Source organism: Lapidilactobacillus achengensis (assembly GCF_003946655.1).
GTDB classification, from domain to species: Bacteria; Bacillota; Bacilli; order Lactobacillales; family Lactobacillaceae; genus Lapidilactobacillus; species Lapidilactobacillus achengensis.
Window position 1 is genome coordinate 1 of the sequence record NZ_RHOV01000008.1, and the last position, 12408, is coordinate 12408.

Sequence of the window (12408 nt, forward strand, 5' to 3'; positions counted from 1 at the left end):
GGCACCCAAAGATGGATAGCCCAATTTTCGGACTACCGCACTCCATGACTGATGATACTGGTAAAAGAGCTCAATGGCTCGTTGCTTGTCTTCTCTTGAATACATAATGGTATTATACCCGAAGTCCAGGATTTTGTCCGCACGCCCAACACAGCAATAAACCGTTTTTTCTTGAGGAGGAGCTATTTTGTTTAAGAAAGTTTTGCGTTTTGCGGGCGTTTTGGGTTTGGGCTTGGCATTGACTGCCTGCGCATCTGACACCAGCACCACTGGTTCGAAGTCTGGTGCGGATTCCGGCGCGTCAAAGAGTATCGACAAATTGTCGATCGGATTTGTCCCATCCCGAGATCCGGAAGAGATCGTTTCCGCGACGAAGCCGTTGAAGGATCTTTTGAAGAAAGAAATGAAAAAGCAAGGCTATTCGATCAAAGACGTGGATATTTCTGTGGGGACCAGCTATGAAGCTGTTGGCGAATCCCTGTCATCAGGCACTTTAGATGTGGGCTTCATTCCTGGTGGGACTTATGTTTTATACGATGATGGCGCCGAAGTGCTCCTGGCGGCGACACGGGCAGGCTTGTCTAACGACAGCGAAGATCCGGTTAAATGGAACGAAAATAAACCGACGAAGAAGACCGACAAACAGGCTGCTTCTTACCGGTCATTGCTGATTGCCGGACCTTCGGCGAAGGGCCAAGCCTTAGGCAAGAAAATCAATTCCGGCGAGAAATTGACTTGGGATGATTTGAACAGCGCTTCTTGGAGCGTGATGAGTTCCTCTTCATCAGCAGGTTACATCTACCCAAGTCTCTGGCTGAAAGATCATTACAAGAAGAACATTTCTGATTTGAAACACATCGTCCAAGCTGATTCATACGGCAGCTCCATGGCGCGTTTGGCAGCGGGTCAAGCCGATATCATGGTTGCGTTCGCCGATGCGCGGATGGATTACGAAAAACAATGGCAGAAAGAATACGGTCGCAAAGCCAGCATCTGGGATGAAACCAATGTTTTGGGTGTGACGCCACCAATTTATAATGACACGATCTCAGTCAGCAAGAATTCTAAGATCATGAACGCTGGTTTGAAGAAGGCCTTGTCACAAGCCTTTATCAACATTGGCAAGTCAGAAGAAGGCAAGAAAGTGATCGCGATCTATGCCCACGAAGGCTACAAGAAGGCAACCTCCGCTGATTACGATAATGCGCGTGAAGCCCAGAAGTTAGTCAAAGCCGCGGCTAAATAGCCAAATAAGCGTGCAAGTTACGTCTGATGTTTTGGCTTGAAAGTTTTTTAAAATCAAGATCAAGAGCCTGATCAAAGAAGTGAGACCCTTGTTGGCCAGCAACGTGTTGGTGCGACCTTGCGTCTCACTTTTTGCCGAATCAGCGCGGTTGTTACATGAGCGCGCTAGTCGATCAGGGCGAAAATTGAGAGGAACAGAAAATGATCAAATTTGAGAATGTATCAAAAATCTATCCCAACGGTCACGTCGGTCTAAAAAATGTCGACCTGCAAATCGAACAAGGCGAATTTGTGGCGATCATCGGTCTTTCCGGTGCGGGGAAATCAACCTTGTTACGCTGCGTCAACAAAATGCATGACATCAGTTCGGGGAAATTGACTGTCAATGGTGTTAATGTGACCCAGCTGAAGGGTAAGGAGATCCGGCGTTTCCGCAGTAAGATCGGGATGATTTTTCAATCCTTTAATTTGATCACGCGGACGACTGTTTTGGGCAATGTTTTGGTCAGTTTGGTGCCTGAGCTTTCTTGGTGGCGGCGTTTGTTAGGCGTTTATCCGGCCACAGCGAAGATCGCCGGCTTGAAGGCGTTGGATAACGTGGGTATCTTGGATAAGGCTTATACCCGGGTGGACCAGCTTTCCGGCGGTCAACAACAGCGGGTGGCATTAGCACGGACACTGGTTGGCGATCCGGACATTATTTTAGCGGATGAGCCCGTGGCCGCCTTGGATCCGGTCACGGCGAAAATCGTGATGGATGATTTCCAACGGATCAATCGTGAAATGAATATTTCGATTCTCTTGAATATCCACCATGTTGATCTGGCGGTGGCTTACGCCGATCGCATCGTCGGGATCCGCCAAGGGGAGATTGTTTTCGATGGACCGACCAGCGCGGTCACACAAGAGATCATCGATGAGATCTATCAGGGCCACGGCTCTAGTTCGATCAAGGGGTCACTGGAACCAGTGGCGGCGGAGGTAGTCGTCGATGCGTAAACGAACCTTAACGCTGCCCAATGGGAAAGTGGTCACGGAACAACGCTCCAAAGTGCCGTTGATCTGCGCGATCCTGTTGGTCTTTATCATTGTGGCGATGCGGGTCACTCACTTCAGTTTCCGCACCTTGGCCACTAACGGTCATCAATTCTTCGTGATCCTGGGGGCGATGTTTCCACCCCACTTGGATTTCTTGAATCGAGTCTGGCAACCGCTGTTTGACACCATCAAAATGTCCTTCCTTGGGTCCTTGCTGGGCGCGCTGGTGGCCGTTCCTTTGGCGGTGTTATCGGCGACGAATATCGTCAAATCAAAATTACTTTCCGGCTTTTTTAAGTTGGTCCTCAGTATTATGCGGACCTTGCCCACGATCGTGATGGCTTTGATCGCCACGTTTATTTTCGGCTTAGGGACAATGGCAGGAACGCTGGCGATCTTTATCTTCACCGTATCTTATGTGGGCAAACTGACTTATGAGCAGATCGAATCCTTGGATATGGGGACTTTTGAAGCTTTGGAGTCCTTGGGGCTGACCCGGTTACAGGCCTTTCGTTATGGCATCGTACCGCAGATCTTGCCAACTTATTTGTCCACCTCACTGTTCAGTTTCGAAGGCAATCTGCGCTATGCGGCGATCTTAGGTTACGTTGGCGCCGGCGGCTTGGGGATCATTCTCAATGAGCAGTTAGGCTGGCGTGATTATGGCAACGTCGGGATGATTTTGACGGTGCTGATCGTCACTGTGGGCTTGATTGAATTGATCAGTCAAACCGCGCGGCAGAAATTGCAGTAGGAGGGACAAGCGCATGAGTGAAATGATCGAATTAAAATTAAATGAGCAGCCTTCCAAAAAACGGCAGTATCTGCTTTTAGGGGGCATCATCCTGGCGATGTTGCTCTGGTCGCTGACGGCGATCACGTTTTCGGCGCCAGATGACGGCGGCGCTAAGATCGCTGGTAATATCATCAAGGGGATCCTGAGTCCGGACATGCAATTGCTCTGGAATTTCACCAGCCAAGGTGTTTTCTATTTATTGTTTGAAACGATTTGTATCGCCTTTTTAGGGACGATCTTCGGGGCAATCCTTTCGATCCCCTTCGCCTTTTTGATGGCGCCTAGTGTGGTGCCGAAGCCGGTCTACTTGATCACTCGCTTTTTGGTGGTGGTGATCCGGACGATCCCTTCATTGGTCTATGGCTTGATGTTTGTCCGTGTTTCCGGCCCGGGACCATTTGCAGGGGTGTTGACCATGTCGCTGACCTCGATCGGCATGGTTTCCAAGTTGTATGTGGATGTGATCGAGGATATCGATCGAGGCATTCTTGAGGCGATGGACGCCATGGGTTGCACGACTTTTGAGAAAATTCGCTTTGGCATCATTCCGCAACTGATCGCCAATTTCAGCTCGATCACGATTTATCGGTTCGACATGAATCTTCGAGACGCGACGATTTTGGGCCTGGTGGGCGCCGGCGGGATCGGGTCGCCGCTGATTTTTGCAATGAATTCCTATCGTTGGCACCAAGTCGGCTCGATCTTGATCGGTCTAGTCGTCTTGATCTTGATCGTTGAGGCCATCTCCAATAAGTTGCGAGCGAAATTAGTTAATGGCTAGGATTGTTTGTCAAAAGCCACGCCACGCTTGAACGCAGCAAAAAAAGGCAAGTCCATTTTTATTCTGGACTTGCCTTTTTGGTCCAACCGATTAGACCTGATAGTTCGCGGTTAGCCTAAATACTTACCAACGACCTGTAATTTGGGGAGGACTGTTTTCAAATGGGGCGCGTGGGTGATGGCCTCACTGAGATCTTGACCGGCCACATTGCCGTGGTGGTTGGGACCAGCCCAAGCCGCCATCGGTGTCAGGTCATAAACCAAGCCGTCGATCGCCGCGTATTTCTCTGGGCGGATCACGCCGTTGTATTCCGCTAATTCCGCTTTCGTAAAGGTGCGTTCTGTCATGTTGGCACACTCCTTATCAATATTGTTCACTTTCATTATATAAGTCCGCCTGCTCATTGTAAAAAGAAAGCGCTTGTTGCCTTTTGAAAAATCGAGTCGTTTGGCCGCGGCTTGCGCTGCGCGTGGCATTGGTGGTTGGCAGATGTGGTGGGGCTCCAGGTCGGGCTGGGGGTGGTGGAAACGTGTTCCACGCAATTGCTTTCTGCGCCGATACGCAATTTCACTGGATTGATTGCATCAATCCAGCAAAATCGCTAGTCGTGCTCAAAAGCAAACCATTGCGTTCCACACTCTGTTTCGAACGCGGCGGGCGTCACTTTGCGCTTTTCGGAAGTGCACCGAAAATCTCAAAGCTGAGCCTTATTCTAGGCGGCAAAGCCGCCAAGAATAATATCGCGGCTGACTCACCCCCAGCCCGACCTTCCGCCGGACAAGTAAACTGCCCACCAACGCCAGAGTGCGGAACACAACGGGTTGACTTCGAGCGTTAACCTAGCCGGGATTTTGGAGGACTGCAAAGGCAATTTTGATCATATCAGGATGGCAATCAAGTTCATAATCCAGCTCAGCAAAGAGTTTACATTCAAGCAAATGGTCGCGGTGCGTTCTGGCGTTCTATAGGTAAAGAAAATTAGAAGGTTATGATATTGCCATTAAAGAATCTGCTTGCGCTATGCACGAACAGAATGATTCCAAAAAAGATGTGTTGGCGGGCTATGATGGTGTTGACATCTGGATAGGCTTAGAACATAATTTCAAACGAATGGTCTTAAATTAAAAGATAGCGTTCGGGAGAGGATAAATCTAATCTGGATTCTAATGTGGTTGCGCGCAGAGGACGCAAGGGTCAAATTAAACGCCGTAAAAAGCGGTGACCTATTCATTTCCAACAATCAGCTGTTTCGCATTGGGCTAAATCAGACTACCGATTTGGTCACAGCGCTTAAGTGGCTCAAGGGACCAACATTTAAGTTAGGAGGATAAAAAATGCGCGCACGAGTCATCCTGTATGATGAGAGTACAAATTCAGTCTTGCTAATTGCTCGGAAAAAGGGCGATCAGCAGTACTGGGCAATTCCTGGAGGTGGGGTCAAAGCGGGGGAAAGCACCACCCAAGCGGCCGTTAGAGAAATTAAAGAGGAATTGGACATCTCAATCGAAGAGACCGCACTTAACTTTCTGTTCACGGCGGCTGACTTGGCAGAGCCACAGCGGATATACCTTGCTAAAATTAGTAGATCGCGCTATCACTCGCCAATTATTCACGGCGAGGAAAAAGCGCGAATGTCTGCGGAAAACATCTATTCTCCGGCCTGGCTGATCGTCGACAAGCTTGAAACGATCAAATTACAACCAAGTTCGGTCCAAGCACGTATTTGCCATTACTTTTTCAACTTGGATAAGCTGACCACTTATCCCCAATAAGCCCCATTGAAAGTAGTAATGACTAAGTTTGATGTAGTATAACACTAAGATTATATTTTGGGGTGCTGGTGGAAGTTCCGTAAATTTCGATCTCTCACTATTATTAGTTTTGCCCGGGATAAATTCATTCATAATTTATGACGTCATTCTGAACGCGAAAACGCCCCAGTGGATTTGAGCAGATTACCTTGGTCCTGACTTGATGTGAAAGCAACCGGGACTTGGCAACGTGGGTTTCGGTGATCACCGTTTCGGCAAATTTCAGGATCAAGATGGATGCGCGGAGTAATCGGTTCTGGTAGGCGCTGGTCTTTGGTCAGTCATGCTCCCACCAGAAATATCTTTAACAGAAAATCCAGATGATCTCTCGAAAAAAATCTTTTCCAAGAAATTGAAAATAATTGTTGACCGCAACCGGTTTATCCCATATAATTAGTCTTGCTGTTATGTTAATGGCCCCTTGGTCAAGTGGTTAAGACACCGCCCTTTCACGGCGGTAACATGGGTTCAAATCCCGTAGGGGTCATTGGAGGTTTAGCTCAGCTGGGAGAGCGTCTGCCTTACAAGCAGAGGGTCACAGGTTCGAGCCCTGTAACCTCCATTTTTTTATTGGTCCCATGGTGTAGGGGTTATCACGCCTGCCTGTCACGCAGGAGATCACCGGTTCAAATCCGGTTGGGACCGTTAATTAAAACCGATCCGCAAAAAAGTTTGCCGCTGTTTCGTTGGCAAACTTTTTTCGTACACTCATTTTCTAGGCTTGATCGAAATCAAACCACAGGACACGCCGGCGCTAGCCGCTTAACTGGAACTGGTCATTTTGATCCCGACGATCCCGATCAGCAAAAAGCCGATAAAAAGCCAAGTCAAGGGACTGATCTGGTCCTTGAACAGGAGCCAACCGATCAGAATCGAACCGATGGCGCCAATTCCGGTCCAGATCGGATAGGCCAAGCTCATCGGCAAGCGCTTGATCGCCTGCGCCAAAAAGAAAAAGCTGGCGATCATCCCACCAAGGGTCAGCAGACTGAATCCTAGGCGGCTGAAGCCGTGGGATAGTTTCATTGTGGTGGCCCAACAAATTTCGAAGAGCCCTGCTAAAAGTAAATAAAGCCAAGACATTTTTATTTCCTCCTTGAAGCCCCGTATAACCGTTTTAAAACAAAAAAAGAGTAGCGATTCCTTCAATGACCTGATGGAATCGGTACTCTTCGCTACCCGGTGGCAGATTGTCTTTTGTTGATCATTGAATTGTAGCAAAGTTGGTCGGCAGGGTCAAGCTTTAGTTTCCGAGATAGGAACCAAAGACTTCGCAAGTTTGCACGTTACAGGCGCCTTTTAGTTTTGCAATTGATTGCCGTCTGATTAATTTTTAAGTTTTTTGCAAAAAAAGTTTGATCCGCACTTTCCGCCTGGAAAATGATTATGATAAGGGTTAATGATTTTCATCCGGGGATAAACCCCGGTCAAGGAGGTAAATTAACATGGTTCTTGCTGATGACTCCCAGTCAAATCAGCACTACTGTTCCAACTGTGGTGCGCGTTTGACCGGGTCGGAAAAATTCTGTCCTTATTGTGGTATTCAATTAGCGTTGGACCAAGTTACCCACCTAAATAAGGAGGCCAACGCCGACCAACCCTTATCACGAGTGGCCCGCCGCCAACAAGCTCATTTCGACGGGGCCAGCGAAGCAACACGTGATCCTGGGACCAGCCCAGAGCTAACTGCGGCAACGGCACCAACTGTTGGTGAGGCCGCGTCTGGGCCGGTTGCTGGGTCAAACCAGTCGCCCCAACAAGCGCTTGCTGCTCAGTCCGACAACAGCGTTTCGCCACAGTCCAGCGCGCCGAATGCGGCGGTCAGGTCATCAGACCAAGTCAGTCGACGCACGACCACCACGACGAAAGTGACCAAAAAGAAGACTAAGCGCCGCCGCCAGCACCATTTACCGCAGGCACATCTACCTCATTCACGCCGCCAAAAGCAGCGCCTTGATTGGGGTGTGTCCGGGATCTTGTTGCTTCTTTCGGGCTTGTTGGCGCTTTATGGCACCTTGGCCAGTAGTTTTCTCAAGACGCCGCCCACGAGTTTGTACAACTTGGTCACCACGGCCGGCGCCGCCTTGGGGATCGCCAGTCAAACGGCAACAACGGTAGCCGCGGCGACCGGTAATGCCGCGCAAAGCTTGGCGCTAGTGGCCAAGTTGTTGGTGCTGCTGCCGATCACGGTGGTGGTCTTGGGCTTATTGCGCAGTCGCTGGGCCCGTTTAGTGGCCGTGGTTCTCGCCGTCATTGAATTGGGGGCTTTTGTCGCCGTTGGTTTTTACGCCTCACAGCTGGCCCAACGGTATTTAGGGGCGCAGGCGGGCAACTTCTTTACGATGCTGTTCAATCAGCGCGGCCAATTCATTGGCACGGCCGCCTATGCGTTGGCGTTAGGCGTGGTCGGGTTGTTTCTGTTCGCGTGGGGTCGCTTACTACGGCGTGACCGCCAGTTGCGGCAGTAGTAGGCCGACCAGCAATCTGCCATTGATTCAGCCATTGATCCAGTCATTGCTGCGGTAGGCCGTGGCGTGAGGCCTGGCCGTTGACTGAGGTGCCCGCGCTCACTTAAATTAATATTCCCAAATGTTGATCTGCCTTGAACATGATAATAGCCGCCACACGATGACCGTCAATGGGTCACGTGTGGCGGCTATTTATGTTTGGCGCTGGCTGTTGCTGGCGTTGCCCAGCAGAAGTTCGGCGCGGAACCACGTGAAATCAAATTTTTTAATAAAGTTCTCATGATCTCCTCTTTTTTTTGAATATTTGTTAAAATAAATATAACACATGGGGAAAAGGGTTTTGAGTCATCGAGGAGCAGAAAAATGATTATTATTAAAGATGTCGATTTAGCGTTTGGCAACGATGTTTTACTGCGGTCCGGGCAGATGCGCATTGATCAGCAGATTTATGGGTTAGTCGCCACCAATGGCTCAGGCAAGACGACTTTATTGCGCACGATCGCCGGCTTGCTCCCTTTGAAAAGCGGGGAGATATATCTGACCGCTGACCAAACCAATGAGCGCTTGCCCACCTTGGTCAAAAAGAAAAATCTGTTTTATTTTGAGACCGGCGAGTGGTTCGACGGCAACTTGACGGCGGCAGATTATTTGAAATTTGTGGCAAAACAGTGGCAAGGTAATTCGCAACTAATTGACGAAGCGGTGGACTTCTGGGAAATGCGGCCGTTCCTCAGCCGACCGATTCGCAAATATTCCTTGGGGATGAAGCAAAAGACGGTCCTGGCGCTTTACTATGTGGCCAACACGCCGTACTGGCTGATGGATGAACCGACGCTGGGGCTGGATCTGGACAGTCAAGCGCGATTCATCAGCTTTATGAAGGCGGCTAAACAGCGGGGCACGTCGATTTTGTTTTCCTCCCATCAAAACGATAGTCTGTTATCCGTGGCTGACACTTTCTATATCTTAGATAAGCAACAACTGGTTGCGTCAGCGGAACTGCCGCGGGAGTGGGGTGAACGCGGATGAGCTACGTCAAAATCCTACTCAAAAAAGGCTACCGACGTCGCAGTCTTTATCTGGTGCTGATCCTGCTCGTTGGGTTGATCACACTTCTAAATTGGAATAATGAAAGAAATGCGACTGGGGCCAACAGTCTGCTCAATCAAACGGAGCTGAGGATCAAGGATTACAACGGCTATATCAAACAGAATAAGCAAATTGCTAGCGCTGATTCGCCGGCGGTAACCAATTTGGTGCGGCAACGCCAATATTTGCAGGCCATGGTCAAGGCACTGAAAAAGGGCGATGAGCAAACCTATTTAACCAATCAAATCGCCCTCCTGACTTGGCAAAAGAAACATACGCTAGCAGATCAGTTGGCGAAGATCGTCAGTATTCCGGGCATGACGAATACGATTGCGAAGATGTTACTCTTGGCTCAAAAACAAGCGCAGGGGCAGACAGGCGTGGAGCTGGAAGGTTATGAAGTCCGGGGAAGTACGTTTTTATATCGGACGATCCAGTTATATAGTCCGGTCATTTTGACGGCGGTGATCATTTTTGTGCTGACCCCCTTGGTGATCAGCCCTTACTTCAAACGGCTGGATATTGAACGGGGGTTGCCGCGACCAGCCGCGCAGAAGGTTCTCTTGCGCACCGGCGTTTCTGTGATCATGGGGGTTGCCTGCTTACTGATCTTCTATTTAGCTTGTTTCCTGGTGGGCACGATCCGGCATGGCGCCGGGAGTTTTGCCTATCCAATCTTTGTTTATTCCCGTGATCGATATTGGTTGGAGCCACTATGGCAAGTCCTCGCGAAGATCCTTGTTTTGCAGATTGCCTTAATTGTGGCAATCAGCGCCTCGATGCAACTGATCGCGCAGTTAACGAGAAATGGTTTCGCGACCCTCTTCTTGAGTTTGATCCTGATTATTGGCTCGTATTTGTTGATCGACCAGACTTCAACCAGTGCCTTGACCCCATTGGTGCCGACCTATTACTTAGGTCCAACCGGCGTGGTCACCGGCACATTTCGCGCGCTAACGAAGAATGCCCAGATCAGTTTGCCTGGGGGCATCTTGGTTAACGCCGGTTATAGTTGTTTGGTCCTGACCGCGGTCTGGTATGGTGAACGGCGAGGTGAGCGCGCATGAAAAGTTATCTGGCCTTGTTGTGGACGCAAACACGGAAAAATCATTTTTTGTTGGCGGCTTTTGGCTTCCTCTTCGTCATGACGTTGGGCTTTTGGCTGTTGAACACGACCAATCAAAATTCGCCGTTTCTCCAGCAAAGTGAGCTCGATCGGCCCCAATTAGAAGAGGCGCTGGCGGTGGTGCAGGCAGAAAAGGGCGATGCGCAGGCGATAAACGCCGGCCTCACGAGATTGGATGCGGCCAAGCAAGCCTATCTCAAGCACGACTACCAGCAGGCTTATCGGCTGACGCTGAAGAACTATCAGGCTTTTCCGCAGTTAAAGGCCAATTTAACGGCGCCTGACGAGAAAATACAGTTATGGCACGCATTGGCGGCGGCTGATTTGCCTGAGGTTGATCTGGCCCACGCCAATAACACGATCTTGTTTAGCTATCGCTTCCTGGAAACGGTCTTTCCGATCTTAGTCGTCCTGGTCAGCGCCTATGTGTTCGGGCTGATTTTCCGGAGTTCCTATGCGGCCAAATTGAATTTAGATGGACTCTTGCCCCAGCGTTATTGGCAAATTTTACTGGAGAAATTGTGCTGCGCGACCATCATTGTGTTATTCGGGGTAGCCTTGATTCTGGGGATCGTTGACCTGATCGCCGCTTTATTCGCTGGTTTTGGTCACGCGAATTATCCAATCAGCGCTTATCAGGCCGGACAACCAGCGCTGACCAATGCCAAGACGATTCTGGGCAAGAGCATCGTCTTGGCCGTCCTGATCATTCCGGCGATCGCGATCACTAGCTTCGTGCTGCAACAAGTGACGGGGAATTACTTGTTAACGTTCTTTTTGACCTTTTTTATTTTTGTTGGCCAAGCCTATTTGGTGACCATCTTAAAAAGTTTCAAAACAATTGTCCATCTCTTGCCGGGATTTTATCTGCAAGTGGTCGGGATCGCGACGGGTTCGTTGGCCGTGACCCTGGGAAACGCGCAGATCACTTATCAGATGGGCATCAAGGTCATCAGTTGTTATTTGGTGGTGATGGTCGGTGTCATGCTGCTGATTGGCCAGTTGCGACAAGCGCGCCGTCATTGAGGTTTAGTCAAAACAAGCGCCCGCCTAGGTCATTAGGCGGACGCTTATTTGTGTGGTTGCTGGTCGATCAGCGATCCTCAAGGTAATTTGGTCAAGATACTCATGATGAATAGCAGCAGCGCTGGAAATTGGCGCCAGTCTTTGCGCCGCGGGTAACCAATGAGGCTGGCCAAAAGCACGACCACGATTCCGATCGTCGCGCTGAGGGTCAGTAGGTCACGGGCCATCAGAACGAAGATCAGCACCAAGCTTAGAAAGGGCCAGAGAAAGTCACTGAAGCTATTGAAGGGGACACTGAAGGCGATCTTGGCCAAATATAACCCGCTGATCAGCAGGATCTGACCGGTGGAAACAGAATCGTTGATCGTGTCCAGTAAGGCGATCGAGAGAAAAATCGGAATGATCCCTTGTTCGAGTAAAAGACCCAGGCGCAGATCAACTCGTTCAAGGACTTGTGGGGTGATGGCGATTTTTAAAATATATTGCATTAAAAGTAGGCAGGCAATCAGCCAAGATTTCTCGATCAGGAGGACCACCACCGGAATTGCCAAGACAAGATCGGTCAGCCACAGGGGCACCGTCCAGAAATCGTTGGCTTGATCCAGCGTGACGATCAATAAACTGAAGATGACCACCCAGGCGAAATCCCGGGGCACCGCAATTTTAATGTGCCCCGCTAGCAAGAAAGGCAGGCTGAGTAGGGGAATGGCTTCAATTAGGATCTGAAGTAACAAGTAATCGGTCCGGCGCGGTTTGGCTCGTTTCAATGATGAGACCTCCTTAACAGTTAGATTTATCGTAATGTTTTTTCGTGAGGTGGTCAAGTTAAGAATGTGGCAAGATGGTACCTGGTCAGTGACCACGCACTGCCGCGGGCGTTGGTGGTTTGCGGATGTGGTGGGGCTCCAGGTCGGGCTGGGGGTGGTGGAACGCGGCGGGCACGACTTGAAGCTTTTCGGAAAACCACCGAAAATCTTCAAGCTCGGCCTTATTGTAGGCGATAAATCGCCAACAATAATATCGCGGCT

General features: G+C 49.8%; 12 protein-coding genes and 3 tRNA genes. 12 read left to right on the forward strand and 3 right to left on the reverse strand.

From position 1 onward, the window contains the following. Positions 1–187: 187 nt before the first annotated feature. The 4 genes from EKM94_RS06045 to phnE (EKM94_RS06060) all read left to right on the forward strand — a co-directional run bounded on the left by EKM94_RS06045 (position 188) and on the right by phnE (EKM94_RS06060) (position 3860). Entirely contained in the window at positions 188–1246 is a 1059-nt protein-coding gene (locus tag EKM94_RS06045) for a phosphate/phosphite/phosphonate ABC transporter substrate-binding protein (protein ID WP_125599021.1), read from the forward strand. Positions 1247–1446: 200 nt separating this feature from the next. Next, on the forward strand, positions 1447–2244 hold the full coding sequence (gene phnC / locus EKM94_RS06050; RefSeq protein ID WP_125599024.1) for a phosphonate ABC transporter ATP-binding protein: 798 nt from the start codon (positions 1447–1449) through the stop codon (positions 2242–2244). Next, positions 2237–3037 (forward strand): phosphonate ABC transporter, permease protein PhnE, encoded by an 801-nt coding sequence (gene phnE / locus EKM94_RS06055; protein WP_125599027.1) that lies wholly within the window; start codon positions 2237–2239, stop codon positions 3035–3037. Before phnC ends, phnE (EKM94_RS06055) begins: the two co-directional genes overlap by 8 nt. A 13-nt stretch (positions 3038–3050) precedes the next feature. Next, positions 3051–3860, forward strand: coding sequence for a phosphonate ABC transporter, permease protein PhnE (gene phnE, locus EKM94_RS06060; protein WP_125599030.1), 810 nt, complete (start codon positions 3051–3053; stop codon positions 3858–3860). A 110-nt stretch (positions 3861–3970) separates the two neighbouring features. Here the strand turns inward: phnE (EKM94_RS06060) and EKM94_RS06065 are convergent, their stop codons facing one another. Then, the gene (locus EKM94_RS06065; RefSeq protein ID WP_125599033.1) at positions 3971–4207 is read right to left on the reverse strand and encodes a cytochrome b5 domain-containing protein; all 237 of its coding nucleotides are present in this window, start codon (positions 4205–4207) and stop codon (positions 3971–3973) included. A gap of 987 nt (positions 4208–5194) precedes the next feature. Between EKM94_RS06065 and EKM94_RS06070 the strand changes: the two genes are divergently transcribed. From EKM94_RS06070 to EKM94_RS06085, 4 genes are all read left to right on the forward strand, one after another. Further along, positions 5195–5632, forward strand: a complete 438-nt coding sequence (locus tag EKM94_RS06070; protein WP_125599036.1) for an NUDIX domain-containing protein — start codon at positions 5195–5197, stop codon at positions 5630–5632. 454 nt (positions 5633–6086) lie between these two features. Next, positions 6087–6158 (forward strand) — tRNA-Glu (locus tag EKM94_RS06075). 2 nt (positions 6159–6160) lie between these two features. Next, positions 6161–6233 (forward strand) — tRNA-Val (locus EKM94_RS06080). A gap of 10 nt (positions 6234–6243) precedes the next feature. Further along, positions 6244–6316 (forward strand) — tRNA-Asp (locus EKM94_RS06085). Positions 6317–6433: 117 nt separating this feature from the next. On the opposite strand, the gene EKM94_RS06090 is transcribed toward EKM94_RS06085, so the two are convergent. Beyond that, positions 6434–6754, reverse strand: a complete 321-nt coding sequence (locus tag EKM94_RS06090) for a DMT family transporter (RefSeq protein ID WP_125599039.1) — start codon at positions 6752–6754, stop codon at positions 6434–6436. Positions 6755–7116: 362 nt separating this feature from the next. Between EKM94_RS06090 and EKM94_RS06095 the strand changes: the two genes are divergently transcribed. The 4 genes from EKM94_RS06095 to EKM94_RS06110 all read left to right on the forward strand — a co-directional run bounded on the left by EKM94_RS06095 (position 7117) and on the right by EKM94_RS06110 (position 11380). Continuing rightward, complete coding sequence (locus EKM94_RS06095) at positions 7117–8139, forward strand: zinc ribbon domain-containing protein (protein WP_125599042.1); 1023 nt, start codon at positions 7117–7119, stop codon at positions 8137–8139. A gap of 363 nt (positions 8140–8502) precedes the next feature. Beyond that, positions 8503–9168, forward strand: coding sequence for an ATP-binding cassette domain-containing protein (locus EKM94_RS06100; RefSeq protein WP_125599045.1), 666 nt, complete (start codon positions 8503–8505; stop codon positions 9166–9168). Beyond that, positions 9165–10295, forward strand: a complete 1131-nt coding sequence (locus EKM94_RS06105; protein ID WP_125599048.1) for a hypothetical protein — start codon at positions 9165–9167, stop codon at positions 10293–10295. The genes EKM94_RS06100 and EKM94_RS06105 overlap by 4 nt, the downstream gene beginning before the upstream one ends. Then, positions 10292–11380, forward strand: a complete 1089-nt coding sequence (locus tag EKM94_RS06110; protein WP_125599051.1) for a hypothetical protein — start codon at positions 10292–10294, stop codon at positions 11378–11380. Before EKM94_RS06105 ends, EKM94_RS06110 begins: the two co-directional genes overlap by 4 nt. A 77-nt stretch (positions 11381–11457) precedes the next feature. On the opposite strand, the gene EKM94_RS06115 is transcribed toward EKM94_RS06110, so the two are convergent. Next, positions 11458–12147: a hypothetical protein gene (locus EKM94_RS06115; RefSeq protein ID WP_125599054.1), complete on the reverse strand. Its 690-nt coding sequence runs from the start codon at positions 12145–12147 to the stop codon at positions 11458–11460. Positions 12148–12408 lie beyond the last annotated feature (261 nt).